At 33.3% G+C, this 15,348-nt stretch carries 10 protein-coding genes; 2 read left to right on the top strand and 8 right to left on the bottom strand.

From position 1 onward, the window contains the following. Positions 1–8 precede the first annotated feature (8 nt). Positions 9–1,475 (top strand): magnesium chelatase, encoded by a 1,467-nt coding sequence (locus tag INR78_RS00670; RefSeq protein WP_223077055.1) that lies wholly within the window; start codon positions 9–11, stop codon positions 1,473–1,475. A 5-nt stretch (positions 1,476–1,480) separates the two neighbouring features. Here the strand turns inward: INR78_RS00670 and INR78_RS00665 are convergent, their stop codons facing one another. From INR78_RS00665 to INR78_RS00655, 3 genes are read right to left on the bottom strand one after another with little or no spacing between them, the layout of a single operon-like run. Continuing rightward, the gene (locus tag INR78_RS00665) at positions 1,481–2,047 is read right to left on the bottom strand and encodes a YdeI family protein (RefSeq protein WP_255593091.1); all 567 of its coding nucleotides are present in this window, start codon (positions 2,045–2,047) and stop codon (positions 1,481–1,483) included. An 8-nt stretch (positions 2,048–2,055) separates the two neighbouring features. Continuing rightward, complete coding sequence (locus INR78_RS00660) at positions 2,056–3,696, bottom strand: M1 family metallopeptidase (RefSeq protein ID WP_223077054.1); 1,641 nt, start codon at positions 3,694–3,696, stop codon at positions 2,056–2,058. A gap of 8 nt (positions 3,697–3,704) precedes the next feature. Continuing rightward, positions 3,705–5,915 carry a bifunctional alpha,alpha-trehalose-phosphate synthase (UDP-forming)/trehalose-phosphatase gene (locus tag INR78_RS00655; protein WP_223077053.1) on the bottom strand — a complete coding sequence of 737 codons (2,211 nt, stop codon included), beginning with the start codon at positions 5,913–5,915 and terminating at the stop codon, positions 3,705–3,707. A gap of 79 nt (positions 5,916–5,994) precedes the next feature. Between INR78_RS00655 and INR78_RS00650 the strand changes: the two genes are divergently transcribed. After that, entirely contained in the window at positions 5,995–7,800 is a 1,806-nt protein-coding gene (locus INR78_RS00650) for a glycoside hydrolase family 15 protein (protein WP_223077052.1), read from the top strand. Positions 7,801–7,835: 35 nt separating this feature from the next. Here INR78_RS00650 and INR78_RS00645 read toward each other — a convergent pair whose 3' ends face one another. The 5 genes from INR78_RS00645 to INR78_RS00625 all read right to left on the bottom strand — a co-directional run bounded on the left by INR78_RS00645 (position 7,836) and on the right by INR78_RS00625 (position 15,285). After that, a complete protein-coding gene (locus INR78_RS00645) occupies positions 7,836–9,167 on the bottom strand; it encodes a M28 family peptidase (protein WP_223077051.1) in 1,332 nt (443 codons plus the stop codon). Positions 9,168–9,261: 94 nt separating this feature from the next. Continuing rightward, positions 9,262–11,070, bottom strand: a complete 1,809-nt coding sequence (locus INR78_RS00640) for an acyl-CoA dehydrogenase family protein (RefSeq protein WP_223077050.1) — start codon at positions 11,068–11,070, stop codon at positions 9,262–9,264. Positions 11,071–11,152: 82 nt separating this feature from the next. Continuing rightward, positions 11,153–12,343: an acetyl-CoA C-acyltransferase gene (locus tag INR78_RS00635; RefSeq protein ID WP_223077049.1), complete on the bottom strand. Its 1,191-nt coding sequence runs from the start codon at positions 12,341–12,343 to the stop codon at positions 11,153–11,155. Between the two features lie 72 nt (positions 12,344–12,415). After that, positions 12,416–14,824: a 3-hydroxyacyl-CoA dehydrogenase/enoyl-CoA hydratase family protein gene (locus INR78_RS00630; RefSeq protein ID WP_223077048.1), complete on the bottom strand. Its 2,409-nt coding sequence runs from the start codon at positions 14,822–14,824 to the stop codon at positions 12,416–12,418. A gap of 5 nt (positions 14,825–14,829) precedes the next feature. Further along, complete coding sequence (locus INR78_RS00625) at positions 14,830–15,285, bottom strand: MarR family winged helix-turn-helix transcriptional regulator (RefSeq protein ID WP_027878619.1); 456 nt, start codon at positions 15,283–15,285, stop codon at positions 14,830–14,832. Positions 15,286–15,348 lie beyond the last annotated feature (63 nt).

Here is a 15,348-nt window from a genome sequence, read left to right as displayed (position 1 = left end):
AAGCTAAAATGAAAATAGAAAACATAACAACTTTAGGAGAATTAAAAAAATCTGGTTATCAATCTAAATCTATAAAAGATGAATTAAGAGATAATCTAATAGAAAAAATAAAAAATAAGGAAACCATTTTTAAAGGTGTTCATGGTTACGAAAACACAGTAATTCCAGAATTACAACGTGCCATTTTATCAAGACATAACATTAATTTGTTAGGATTACGTGGTCAAGCAAAAACACGATTAGCACGATTAATGTTGACTTTGTTAGATGAATACATTCCTGTTGTAGAAGGTAGCGAGATTAATGACGATCCGTTACAACCCATTTCAAGATACGCTATTCAATTAGTTGAAGAAAAAGGTGATGATACACCAATTAGTTGGTTACATAGAAGCGAGCGTTTTGCTGAAAAATTAGCAACGCCAGATGTTACCGTAGCAGATATTATTGGTGATGTAGATCCTATTAAAGTTGCCAATTTAAAATTGAGTTATGCAGATGATCGTGTTATTCACTACGGAATGATTCCACGTGCTAACCGTTGTATTTTCGTGATTAACGAGTTGCCAGATTTACAAGCAAGAATACAAGTGGCATTATTTAATATTTTACAAGAAGGCGATATTCAAATTCGTGGTTTTAAACTAAGATTGCCATTAGATATGCAATTTGTATTTACCGCAAATCCAGAAGATTACACAAATAGAGGTAGTATTGTGACGCCTTTAAAGGATAGAATTGGTTCGCAAATATTAACGCATTATCCAAATGATATAGAAACCGCAAAAACGATTACACAACAAGAAGCAAAATCGGATATAAGACAACAAGATGCTATTTACGTACCAGAATTAGCAAAAGATGTTTTAGAACAAGTAGTTTTTGAAGCGAGACATAGTGATTTTATAGACGAAAAAAGTGGTGTGAGCGCACGTTTAAGTATTACAGCTTATGAAAACTTATTAAGTGCTGCAGAACTAAGAGCATTAAAAAACAATGAAGAGAAAACTGCTGTACGGTTATCTGATTTTCTAGGAATTATTCCTGCAATAACTGGTAAAGTAGAATTGGTTTATGAAGGCGAACAAGAAGGCGCAGCAAATGTGGCTTATAATTTAATTGGCGAAGCGGTAAAAACATTATTTATTCAATATTTCCCTGAAATTGAAAAACTTAAAAAGCAAGATGATGTTGGTCCATATGATGATATTATATCTTGGTTTTTTAACCAATCTGATGGTTTTGAGTTACTTGATGATTTAAGAGATAAAGAATATAAATCGTTACTAGAAGCTGTTTCACCTTTAGATGATTTAATTGCAAAACACCAATCAAATTTAAGCAAAGAAGATAGCTACTTTATGAAAGAGTTTGTGCTTTGGGCTTTAGTAGAATATAAGCAATTAAGTAAATACAGATTTACAAAAGGAATTCAATTTAAAGATCCTTACGGAAGTTTTATTAGTGGTATTTAATTAAGTTACCAATCACTACGAGATTTAATATTAGCATCGCAGAGTTTTATAATCTCTGCGATTCTTTTTTGTCTAGTTTCATCACGTTTAGCTTGGTTTAACCAATATAAATAACTTTTTCTGTAAGAAGGTGCAAAGTTATTATAGTTGTCTAAAGCTTGAGAATTTGTATTAAATGCTATTTGTAAATCTTCAGGAATAATACCGTTTTCTACATCATCTAGTGCTGTCCAACTTCCGTTTTGTTTTGCAGTTTTAATGGTGTCTAATCCACTTTTGTGCATTAAATTTTCTGCTTTCAACTCAACGATATACTTTTTATTTAAAGCACTCCAAACACTTTTTGGATTTCTGGGTGAAAAGCGTTGTCTGCGTTTTCCGTTTCCTAGACTTTTAACGGTACTATCTATCCAACCATAACACAAAGCTACTTTTACAGCTTCTTCCCAACGCATACTTTCGTTTTCATGGTCTACTTTAAAGAAAATCAAATAAACGCCAGAGGACGAATTGTGGTTATCACGTAACCATTCTCTCCAGTCGTGATCTGTTTTAAAATAATGCTCTTCCAAAATTGAAGTTAGATTTTTTCAACATTAAGATAAAAATCTTTCTTTACACTGATTGAAGAATTAGATGAAGGTATTTTAATAGATTTCCATTCATTAGTTGGGTTGATCCATTGTTCTTTTCCATCAATATTAATTAGTAAAGGCATTTTAAAATTGTTTACGGTATTTGAAAATCTGAATTTTACAGTTTTGTTTTCAATTTGATATTCAAACACAGGAATTTTAGTCGTACGTAAATATTGATTGAAGAAACCTGTTAGGTCTAAACCAGTTTCTTCAGCTAAACAATGTTCAATTTGCTGTGTTGTAACAGTTTGATGATAGAATTTTTTATTTAATGTCCTTAAAATCTGACGCCATTTTTCGTCGTCATTTACCATAGTTCTTAACGTATGAAGCATGTTAGCACCTTTGTAATACATGTCTCCAGAACCTTCATTATTTACATTGTATTGTCCAATTAATGGTCTGTCGTTTTGTATGCTTCTTCTGGTTCCAATTACATATTCTGAAGCAGCTTGTTTGCCATAGTAATAATCTAAAAATAAACTTTCAGAATACGCGGTAAAGCTTTCATGAATCCACATATCTGCAATATCTACGTTTGTAATATTGTTAGCAAACCATTCGTGTCCAGCTTCATGAATGATAATAAAATCAAATTTTAATCCCCAACCTGTTCCAGATAAATCGTTACCTAAATAGCCTTTTAAATATTGATTTCCGTAGGTAACAGAGCTTTGATGTTCCATGCCTAAATATGGTACTTCAACTAGCTTAAAACTATCTTCATAAAAAGGATACGGACCAAACCAATGCTCAAATGCTTTCATCATTTTTGGTGCATCTGTAAAGTGAGTTTTTGCTTTGTCTAGATTGTAACTTAGGACGTAGTAATTCATGTCTAAATCGCCTTTTTCACCTTTATAAACTTCAGAAAAATTAGCATAATCACCTATGTTAATATTAACTCCGTAGTTGTTAATTGGGTTATTTACAAACCAGTGATATGTTTTTGTTTGATCATCTTTTTGTTCAACTTTTCTAAGTCTTCCGTTGGAAATATCCATTAATTTTTCTGGAACATTTACACTAATAAGCATACTGTCTACTTCGTCATACATGTGATCTTTATTTGGCCACCAAACACTTGCACCAAGTCCTTGACAAGAAGACGCTATAAAATGATTACCATTTTTATCTTTTTTCCAAGAAATACCGCCATCCCAAGGAGCACGAACAGCTTCACGTGGTTGACCTTCGTAATAGGCTACGACGCTATTTACTTCTCCTATATTTTGGGTGTTTTTAAGTGTGACAAAATGAGCATTTCCATCATGTTTAATATCAAGTTGTTCTCCATTTTGAGTGACTTTAGTTAACTCTAAAGGCGGTTGCAAATCTATTTGCATAACTTGATATGGTTGTAACACTTTGTATTGAATGGTGTTTTTACCCGAAATTGTTTTGGTTTCTGGCTCTACTTTTATATCTAGGTGATAATACGATAAATCCCACCATTCGCGTTCTGGTGTAATGCTTCCGCGAAGTGTATCTTGTCGAGTAAAATCTTTCTTTTTATGAAGTAATTGTGCGTGTGATATTGTAAATGCCAAACAGCAAATAGCAAAGGTGAAAATTGATTTCATTTAATTAATTATTGTTGCGTAAAATTAGCTAATAAATCTCTGACTTTGTCTGTATCTTTTACGTAATATTTTGCTTTTGTTTTTTTAAAGCCAACTTTAACAGAATAGGTGTTTTCTGGTAAATCTTCAAACATAAATTCGTCTGTCCAATCATCACCAATTGCAAACACAAAATCGTAATTAGCTTTTGTTAACCAGCGTGAAGTTGCACGACCTTTGTTAACGCTACTACTTTTAATTTCAATAACTTTATTTCCTTTTAAAACAGATAAATCGTTGTTAGCAATTAAATGAGTTAGAACTGTATTTAATTCTATAGTTCTTATTTGTGCTAATTCTGGATCGGCTTTGCGGTAATGCCAAGCTAACGAGTATTTTTTTTGTTCGATAAATGTTCCTGGAGTACGATCTACAAAGGTTTGAAGTATCGGTTGTATGTTATCCATCCAGTTAGTTTTTAAGATTTCTAACATTTGCCAATCGTCGTTTTTAGCCTTTAACCATACTCCGTGGTCTGTGATTAGGTTATAAGATTTGTCTGCAAACCAGTCTTCAAAAGTTTCGCGATCGCGACCACTAACTATAACCACATCTGTATGTTCTGTTTGATTTAATTGGTCTAAAAGCTGTATTAATTTGTCGTCTGGTTTAGCATCTTGCGGATTATCTTTAAACCCAACCAAAGTACCATCATAATCTAAAAATAAAAGCTTTCTTTTAGCCTTTTTAAAGTCTGAAATCATAGTTGCTTGATGGTTTTCATCCATTTTTTTAGCAACAATTGTCTTGCCTATTTTTTTGGTGTCGTTTAAGGATTTCATAAACTCTTCTGCCCATTTTTCTACGCTGTAACGTTGAAGACGTTTTTGAAGAATTTTTATTCTTTTAGATTGCTCTTCAGCAGGCATTTCAATAGCATGTTTTAAAGTATCAGCTAGTTGTTCGAAGTTATTAGGATTAATAAGTAATGCTTCGTTCATTTCTTTAGATGCGCCAGCCATTTCACTTAAAATCAAAACACCATCTTGGTTAACGCGTGTTGCAACGTATTCTTTAGCAACAAGATTCATTCCATCTCTTACTGGCGTAATTAATGCAATTTGTGATGAGGTATACAAGTCTATTAAATTATCAAAAGGCATAGATCTATAAAAATACCAGATTGGCGTCCAACTAACAGTAGAAAATTCTCCGTTAACACGACCAACAAGTTCGTCTGTTTCTCGTTTCAATTTTTGATATTGAGGCACATCAGAACGTGACGGAACCGCCAACATCACCAACCTTACCTTTTCTTTAAACTGCGGATATTTGTTAAGGAAATATTCAAAAGCGCGAATACGATTTGGAATACCTTTGGTATAATCCATACGGTCTATAGACAAGATTAATTTGGTATCTGGACCAGCCTGAATATGATCGTCTAATCGTTTTTGAAGCTCAGATTTTTCAGTATTTGATTGATTTAAATGAGAAAGCGCTGCGTTATGAAATTTTTTGTAATCTATTCCCATTGGGAATGAATCTACCTTAACAACACGATCTAAATATGAAATTTCGTTAAACTGAACATCTAATCTTAAAATTCGTTTTACCGAACTTAAAAAGTGACGCTCGTAATCATATGTATGAAATCCTAAAAGATCGGCACCAAGCATACCGTGCAGCAATTCTTCACGCCAAGGAAACGTTCTAAAAATTTCATAAGACGGATAAGGAATGTGTAAAAAGAAACCAATGGTCGTATTTGGTTTTTTGTCTTTGATAAGCTTTGGCAGTAACAGCAATTGATAATCATGTACCCAAACTGTGTCACCATCTTCAATATTGTCTAAAACAACATCTGCAAATTTTTGATTAACGGTTTTATAAGCTTCCCATTGGTCGTTGTCAAACTCGGTATATTCCATAAAATAATGAAATAAAGGCCAAAGGGTTTTATTGCTAAATCCGAAGTAAAAATTGTCTACATCATCTTGTGTTAACGGTACAGTAGCGCATTTTGCTTTAGTAACTTCTTTTTTAACTTGATTTGACAAGTCTTTATTTAACTCTTCTTCGGTCAATCCTGACCAACCAATCCAAATACCATTTCCTTCTTCATGAACCGATTTTAAACCGGTAGCTAAACCACCAACACTAGGTTTTATGTTTAAAGCATTATTTTCAATGTTGACTTGTAAAGGAAGACGATTAGAAACAATAATTGTTTTATTCATAAGGGTTTGCTTTGGTTTAAAGTTAAGATTTTCGTTAATTTAATGAAAAATTGATTGAAAACATTATAAAACAAAAGATTTGGGAAATAATTTAGATTACGGAATTATAGGAAATTGTAGAAGTGCAGCATTAATATCAAAAACAGGATCTGTAGATTGGTGTTGCTTGCCAGAATTTGATTCGTCATCTGTTTTTGCTAAACTTTTAGATGAAAAAATTGGAGGTCATTTTTCTATTAATGTAGATGAAAGTTATACAACTAAACAATTTTACATTGATAAAACAAATATCTTGGTTACTAGATTTAGCAATGGTATGGATGTTTTTGAAGTGCATGATTTTATGCCAAGATTCCATAAACAAGATGGAACATATTATTATCCACCAGAATTAGTAAGATATTTTAAATACATTTCAGGTAAACCTACATTTACAGTAGATTATAATCCAAAATTAGAATATGCTAAAGGTAAAACAGAAATTTACGTAAAAGATGATTTTATAGCTAGTCTAACTCATGGAGAAAAGTTTGATACGCTTTTTTTATACACGTCATTTGATAAAAATGTAATTGTAGATAAAAAAGAAATTACGCTAACAGAAGACGGTTACTTTTTAATAGGTTACAACGAAAAGATTTTTAATCCTACAGTAGAAAGTATTTATCTAGATCACCAACGTACCAAAGTATATTGGTTAAATTGGATAGATAAAACACCAAAATATAATATGTATAACACACAAATTTTACGCAGTGCATTAACATTAAAATTATTATCCTACGATAAATCTGGTGCTGTACTAGCAGCAGCAACAACCTCTTTACCAGAAACTATTGGTGAAGTAAGAAACTGGGATTACCGTTTTTGCTGGATTAGAGATGCTTCAATGGTGATAAAAGTAGTATCACAATTAGGTCATAAAAATATGGCTAAACGCTACTTAAATTTTATTATCGATTTGATTCCTGATAAAGATGAAAAACTGCAAATCATGTATGGAATCAATAAGGAGAAAAAGTTAACCGAGTATAGTTTAGATCATTTAAGCGGTTATAAAGATTCTAAACCTGTGCGTGTTGGTAATGCTGCTTATAAGCAAAAACAAAATGATATTTATGGTATTTTAATGGATGTAATCCATCAGCAATTTGTGTCTTTTTCTTTGGACATAGAAAATACCGAAGAACTTTGGACCATTACTAAAGGAATTGTTTGGGTAGTAAACAAACACTGGAAAGAACCAGATAAAGGAATTTGGGAATTTAGAGGCGAGGACAAGCATTTTACGTTTTCTAAAGTGTTATGTTGGGTAGCAATAGATCGTGCTATTAAAGTTGCTGAAATATTAAATAAATACCATAAAGCAAATAAGTGGAAAATTATTAAAGAAGAAATTAAAAATGACATTATGAGTAATGCTTGGAGTGATACAGCTAATGCATTTACTCAAGCTTATGGTGTAGAAGATTTAGATGCGTCTGTATTATTAATGGAACCTTATGGATTTATAGATGCTAAAGACCCAAGATATGTTAGTACAGTTAACGCAATTGAAAGAGAGTTAAGTAACGACGGATTACTTTATAGATATAAAAATAAAGACGATTTTGGTTTACCATCATCATCATTTACAATTTGTACGTTCTGGTTTATAAACAGTTTGTATAAAATAGGCGAGGAGGAAAAAGCTAAAGCAATGTTTGATAAACTATTATCTTACAGTAATCATTTAGGGTTATTTAGTGAGGATATAGACTTTAAAACAAAACGATTGTTAGGTAACTTCCCGCAAGCATATTCGCATTTAGCGTTAATTGAAACAGCGATTAACTTGTCTAATGTGACTTCAGATGAAAAAGTAAAAAGCAGTATTGCTAATTAATAAAAAAAGGACTTCAAATTAGAAGTCCTTTTTTATTATCTAAATACTTTGTTAGAAAAAACAACGGGACTTTCAAAACCGTCTTTTCCTATAGCAGCAATTCCAAAAAAGAAGTTATCTATAACAATACCTTCTAAAGTAAATTCTGATACATCACCTACATATCTGCTATAATCCCAAGTAGGAGAAGTTGTGTCTCTCCAATATATTTTATAACCAACAGCACCTTCAACTTTATCCCATTTAAATTTAGCCGAAGGTTCTACAATACCACCAATAGCAACGTTTTTTGGAGCTGGCGGCGCAGAAGCTAAACTAGCCATGTTTATAGCGTTAACAGCAGTTAGTTTTTTAGCATATTCAAAATTAACATGTTCTATAACATCACCATATTTAATTCCGTTTTCCTCACGTATATCTTGATGTTGTTGGTTGTAGTTTTCATGTGCTTCCATAATTCTAATTCCTGCAAAACCTAAATCGTTAAAAGGTCTGTGATGACCACCACGACCAAAACGGTCTAATCTATAAACCATCATAGGATTCATTTCTGGCATATATGTCTTCACCGTTTTGTGTACATATCTAGCCAATTGTCTTGATATTCCGTCAACTTCACCACCATAAAAGCGTCTAAGTTGTCTTTCTCTTTCTGTTTCGTTTGCAGGAACAGGTTCAGAAAAAATTCTGAAAGTACGATTGTCTATTACTCCATCAACTCCTTTGATATTTCCAATCATATCATTGTTAAGAACACCAATAACATCCCAATTGTTTTCTTTAGCATATTTAGCTAAACCACTGCCACCAAAAAGACCTTGTTCTTCACCAGAAAGACCAACGTAAACAATACTACTTTCAAATTGATAATTTGATAGAACTCTTGCAGCTTCAATGGTTCCAGCCATACCAGACGCATTATCATTTGCTCCAGGCGCATCTGTGGTAAAATCCATAGTATCACTAGCTCTAGAGTCTATGTCTCCACTCATTATAATATATCTATTAGGATATTTTGTTCCTTTTTGGATAGCTACAACATTTACAACCCAAGCATCATGTGGTACACGTCGATTCCCTTCTTTAGTCACAAAGTCTTTTTGATAAAATACATCAAGACAGTTGTTACAGTTTTTAGAAATTGATTCAAATTCAGACTTTATCCAACGTCTTGCAGCACCAATTCCTCTTGTGTTAGAAATGGTATCACTAAAGGTGTTTCTTGTTCCAAAATTTACTAATGTTTGTATATCTTTTTCTATTCGTTTTGCTGAAACAGAATCGATAATATCATATATTTTTTGACTAGTTTGTCCTAATGAAATACAAGTAAAGAGAATTAGAGGTAGAATAATTAGTTTTTTCATTTTTCTATTTTTTTCTAAAATACTAAAATAAAAAAGCTGATTCAAATACTTGAACCAGCTTTTTCGAAATTAAAACTAAAACTCACTTAAATTCTTAGAAACAATATTTGTTTTCTTCTTTTATTTTTTCAGCAATTTCATTGCGTAAGTCTACAATGTCTGGATAGTTTTGGTACTTAGTAAAGCGCTTAAGTCCCATTAACATCATACGTTGCTCATCACCTTCAGCAAAAGAAATAATACTTTCTTTTCCTTTTTTCTCTATAGTTTCTACAGCGTGATATAAGTATAATTTAGACATGGCTATTTGCGCAGATTGAGACTCTTCTCCAAAACGTTTTGCATTTTTCTCTGTACGTAAAATTGCAGATTCTGCCATGTAGATTTCGATTAAAATATCTGCAGCAGCAACTAGTAATTGTTGATGTTGCTCTAAATCTGGTCCAAATTTTTGTACTGCAGCACCAGCAACCATCAAGAAGGTTTTCTTAAGTTTTGCAATCATTTCTTTTTCTTCAGAAAATAGCTCAGAATAATCTGGTGTATCAAAAGAAGGAATACCCATTAATTCTTCTTGAACTTTCATTGCAGGACCTAATAAGTCTACGTGACCTTTCATTGCTTTTTTAACTAACATACCTACAGAAAGCATACGGTTAATTTCGTTTGTTCCTTCATAGATACGAGCAATACGAGCATCTCTCCAAGCAGCTTCCATTGGAGTTTCTTCAGAGAATCCCATACCTCCAAAAATTTGGATCCCTTCATCTGCACAATTTTGTACGTCTTCTGATACGGCTACTTTTAAGATAGAACACTCGATAGCGTATTCTTCTACACCTTTAAGTTCTGCTTCTTGGTGTGAGTTTCCTGCTTCAACACGTAAAGCAATACGGTCTTCGATATTTTTTGAAGCTCTGTAAGTAGCAGATTCACCAACATAAGTGTTAGTTGCCATTTCGGCTAACTTAATTTTTATAGCACCAAAGTCTGCAATTGGTGTTTTAAATTGTTTACGTTCGTTAGCATATTGAACAGCTGTTGTTGTGATACGTCTTTGAGAATCTAAACAAGCAGCAGCTAATTTAATACGACCAACGTTAAGAGCATTCATTGCGATTTTAAATCCTTCGCCACGACCTGCTAGCATATTTTCTGCAGGAACTTCAGTATCATTAAAGAATACTTGACGTGTAGAACTTGCGCGGATTCCTAATTTATGTTCTTCTTCACCTAAAGTGATTCCGTTAGGATTATTTTTATCATATTCTACGATAAATCCTGTAATGTTTTTATCGTCTTCAATTCTAGCAAAAACTATCATTACGTTACAGAAACCAGCGTTAGAAATCCACATTTTCTGTCCGTTGATTTTGTATGTTTTACCATCAGCAGATAGCTCTGCAGTAGTTTTACCAGAATTTGCATCAGATCCTGCACCAGGTTCTGTTAAACAATACGCACCAAACCATTCACCAGAAGCTAATTTTGGTACATACTTTTGTTTTTGTTCTTCAGTTCCATAAAGTGTAATTGGCATAGTACCAATACCTGTATGTGCACCAAATGCAGTACTAAAAGATCCAGTACCTGAAGAAATATAGTCACATGTTAATACTGTAGATACGAAGCCCATTCCCATTCCGCCATAAGCTTCAGGAACAGCGACGCTTAAAAAGCCCATATCACCAGCTTTACGCATAACTTCTTCTGTTAAAGCGAAGTCTTTAGCTTCAAAACGAGGTTTGTTTGGGATAATTTCTCGGTCATTAAATTCGATAACCGAGTCTTTCATCATTTGTTGTTCTTCTGTAAAATCTTCAGGTGTGAAAACATCTTCACAATTTGTTTCTTTTACTAAGAATTGACCGCCACGTAGGATGTCTTTTTCTGTTTCTGCCATATTTTTATAGATTTTAGTTTTTAGTAATGAGTATTGAGGTTTATAGATGTCTCATTACTCAAATCTTATGTCTTAATTCTAATTAGTTTAAAAATTCAAAAATTCCACAAGCACCTTGACCAGTACCAACGCACATTGTTACAGCACCATATTTGCCTTTCATGTCACGTTTACGCATTTCGTCAAATAATTGTACTGAAAGTTTTGCTCCTGTACATCCTAATGGATGACCTAATGCTATTGCACCACCATTAACATTAATAATGTCTGGATTTAAATCTAACTCTCTAATTACAGCTAATGATTGAGATGCAAAAGCTTCGTTAAGTTCTATTAATCCTAAATCAGATTGTTTTAATCCTGCTTGTTCTAATGCTTTTGGAATAGCTTTAACTGGTCCAATTCCCATAATTCTTGGTTCTACACCAGCAGCAGCGTAATTTACTAATCTTGCAACAGGCTCTAGATTTAATTCTTTAACCATATCTTCACTCATAACCATAACAAATGCAGCTCCATCACTCATTTGAGACGAGTTACCAGCGGTCACACTTCCGTTAGCAGCAAATACTGGTCGTAATTTAGCTAAAGCTTCTACATTAGTTCCTTTTCTAGGACCTTCATCTTTTGTTACAGTGTATGTTTTAGTTGCTTTTTTACCGTTTTCATCTAAATAAATTTGCTCTACATCTATAGGAACAATTTGATCTTGAAAACGATCTTCTGCTAAAGCTCTTAAAGCTTTCATATGTGAATTGTAAGCAAATTCATCTTGATCTTGACGAGACACTTTAAATTGGTTAGCAACCGCTTCTGCAGTATTACCCATTCCCCAATAATAATCTTCATGACCATCTTTTACAGTATCGTAATTTAGTTCTGGTTTAAAACCTGTCATTGGTACGCTACTCATACTTTCTGATCCACCAGCAATAATACAATCTGCCATTCCTGCTTGGATTTTTGCAGTTGCAATACCGATAGTTTCTATTCCTGAAGAACAAAAACGGTTAACCGTTACACCAGGAACATCTACACTGTTTAATCCGATTAATGAGATAAAACGTGCCATATTTAAACCTTGTGATCCTTCTGGCATTGCGTTACCAACTATAACATCATCAATACGTTTTACGTCTAGATTTGGTAATTCTTTCATCATGTGCTGAATCACTTCTGCACCTAACTCGTCTGCTCTTTTAAAACGGAACACGCCTCGTGGTGCTTTACCAACTGCTGTTCTGTATGCTTTTACTATATATGCTTGTTTCATTTTTTCTTTTGATTTTTAGAGCCAAGAATCAAGAATCAAGATGTCTTGTTTCTTGCATCTTGTTTCTTTTTTCTAATTTCTAAGTGGTTTTCCAGTCTTCAACATATGCTGAATTCTTTCTAATGTTTTTCTTTCAGTACAAAGCGATAAAAATGCTTCGCGTTCTAGATCTAATAAATATTGCTCACTTACTTTAGTTGGTTCTGATAAATCACCACCAGCCATAACGTAAGCTAATTTGTTAGCTATTTTTTGATCGTGTTCACTAATGTAGTGGCTTGCTTCCATTGAGTCTGTTCCTACTAAGAACATACCTAATGCTTGTTTACCAAGTACTTTTATGTCTTTGCGTTTTACAGGTTGCGTGTAGCCTTGATCTGCCATTAATTTAGCATGTGCTTTAGCTGTAGCAATTTGTCTATCTTTATTAACAACAACAATATCTTTTCCTTTTTGTAATACACCTAAATCAAAAGCTTCGTAAGCTGAAGTTGATACTTTTGCCATACCAATAGTTAAGAAATACTCTTGAAGTGTATTTAACTCGACATCACCTTTTTTGAAAGTATCTTGCGCTCTTAAAGCCATTTCTTTAGATCCGCCACCACCAGGAATTACACCAACTCCAAATTCAACTAATCCCATGTAAGTTTCTGCAGCAGCAACAACTTTATCTGCGTGAAGTGATAACTCACATCCGCCACCAAGCGTCATGCCATGTGGTGCAGAAATAGTAGGAATAGAAGAGTAGCGCATGCGCATCATCGTGTCTTGGAAGTATTTGATCGCCATGTTAAGCTCGTCATACTCTTGTTCTGCAGCCATCATAAAAATCATTCCGATGTTTGCTCCAACAGAGAAGTTTGCTCCTTGGTTACCAACCACTAAACCAGCAAAATCTTTTTCAGCTAAATCTATTGCTTTATTTAAACCAGCTAGTACGTCGCCACCAATAGTGTTCATTTTAGATTGGAATTCAACATTTAAAATTCCGTCACCTAAATCTTCAACTACTACACCAGAGTTTTTAAATACCTCGTTAGATTTTCTGATGTTATCTAATATGATGAAACTATCTTGTCCTGGTACTTTTTCTTGTGCTTTCTTATCAATATCGTAAAAATACGTAGCTCCATCTTTTACTGTGTAAAACGATGTGTTACCAGAAGCAACCATATCATTTACCCAAGCTGCTGGTGTTTTCCCTTCAGCTTTCATGATTTCAAGACCTTTTTCTACACCAATTGCATCCCAAATTTGGAAAGGACCATGTTCCCAACCAAATCCAGCTTTCATAGCATCATCTATCTTATATAATTCGTCTGAAATTTCAGGAATACGATGTGATACGTAAGCAAACATTGCAGCGAAATTTTTGCGATAAAACTCGCCAGCTTTATCTTTTCCTTTTACTAAAATTGGAAAACGGTCAATGACTTTATCTACAGTTTTTGTTAATTCTAGAGTAGGGAAAGAGGCTCTTTTTTTAGAGCGATAATCTAATGTTTCTAGATCTAACGATAAAATTTCACTTTTACCATTATCTCCTTTTACTTTTTTATAAAATCCTTGTCCTGTCTTGCTTCCTAACCACTTGTTTTCCATCATGGTATTGATAAAATCTGGTAATTTGAAAAGCTCATGTGCTTCGTCATCAGGACAGTTGTCGTAAATTCCGTTAGCAACGTGTACTAAAGTGTCTAATCCAACAACATCTACCGTACGGAAAGTTGCCGATTTTGGACGACCAATAACAGGACCCGTTAATTTATCAACTTCTTCTATGGTCAATCCTAATTCTTTTACTTGGTGAAATAACGATTGAATACCAAAAATACCAATACGGTTACCAATAAATGCTGGTGTATCTTTAGCTATTACAGATGTTTTTCCTAAAAATTGTTCCCCATAACCGTTTAAGAAGTCTAAAACGTCTTGAGATGTTTTAGGTCCAGGAATTACTTCGAATAACTTTAAGTAACGCGCTGGATTAAAGAAGTGCGTTCCGCAAAAATGCTTTTGGAAATCTTCGCTACGTCCTTCGCTCATAAACTTAATAGGAATACCAGATGTATTTGATGTAATTAAAGTACCTGGTGTACGGTGTTGTTCTAGTTTTTCAAATACTTGCTTTTTAATGTCAAGTCTTTCTACAACTACTTCCATAATCCAATCTACATCTGCAACTTTTGCTATATCATCTTCAAGATTACCAGTAGTAATTCTGTTAGCAAAATCTTTGTGATAGATTGGTGATGGTTTAGATTTTAATGATGCAGCTAATGCATTGTTTACAATGCGGTTTCTTACAACCTTGTCTTCTAAAGTTAATCCTTTAGCTTTTTCGGCATCGTTTAATTCTCTTGGTACAATGTCTAATAATAAGACTTCTACACCAATATTGGCAAAATGACAAGCGATACCGCTTCCCATAATTCCTGATCCAATAATGGCTACTTTTTTGATTCTACGTTTACTCATTTTTATTAAATGGTTTCTTTAGTATATATTTTTTTATTAGAAATTAACTCGTTTATAGTGTCTGACACTTCATAGAAATGTTTTAGTTTTTCTTCTGAAACGTGTGCTCTTACAGTTTCATTAAAAACTAAAACACGTTCTTTGGCGTCTTTTCTTTTTTCTTTTCCAAACTCAGTAAGATGAATTAAAACACCACGACCGTCGTTTGGGTTAGGTTTACGTTCTATCAAACCTAATTCTTCCATACGTTTTAATATTCTTGAAAGACTAGTTGCTTCCATGCCCATTATTGGTCCTAAAGAGGTAGAAGGTGTACCGTTTTCTTTATCGATACTTAATAATGTAAACCCTGTAGCCATAGTTGTGTCAAACTTTGCAGCTTCTTCGTTATACATTTTATTTACCGCTAACCAAGTGGTTCTTAGCATGTAATCTATCGTTCTTTCTTTTTTGTTTTGCATTAAAATTCTTTTGAAGGTTTTCAAAGATAGTAAAATTTATTATGCGTGCATAATAAATTTTTA

Origin of the sequence: Mesoflavibacter sp. SCSIO 43206 (genome assembly GCF_019904215.1) — a bacterium.
GTDB lineage: Bacteria > Bacteroidota > Bacteroidia > Flavobacteriales > Flavobacteriaceae > Mesoflavibacter > Mesoflavibacter zeaxanthinifaciens.
This window is presented reverse-complemented; position numbering and strand designations above follow the sequence as displayed.

Coding starts and splice junctions, on each gene's coding strand:
- INR78_RS00660 (WP_223077054.1), bottom strand. CDS start 3,696: ATGAAATCAATTTTCACCTTTGCTATTTGCTGTTTGGCATTTACAATA.
- INR78_RS00670 (WP_223077055.1), top strand. CDS start 9: ATGAAAATAGAAAACATAACAACTTTAGGAGAATTAAAAAAATCTGGT.
- INR78_RS00630 (WP_223077048.1), bottom strand. CDS start 14,824: ATGAGTAAACGTAGAATCAAAAAAGTAGCCATTATTGGATCAGGAATT.
- INR78_RS00640 (WP_223077050.1), bottom strand. CDS start 11,070: ATGGCAGAAACAGAAAAAGACATCCTACGTGGCGGTCAATTCTTAGTA.
- INR78_RS00635 (WP_223077049.1), bottom strand. CDS start 12,343: ATGAAACAAGCATATATAGTAAAAGCATACAGAACAGCAGTTGGTAAA.
- INR78_RS00655 (WP_223077053.1), bottom strand. CDS start 5,915: ATGAATAAAACAATTATTGTTTCTAATCGTCTTCCTTTACAAGTCAAC.
- INR78_RS00625 (WP_027878619.1), bottom strand. CDS start 15,285: ATGCAAAACAAAAAAGAAAGAACGATAGATTACATGCTAAGAACCACT.
- INR78_RS00645 (WP_223077051.1), bottom strand. CDS start 9,167: ATGAAAAAACTAATTATTCTACCTCTAATTCTCTTTACTTGTATTTCA.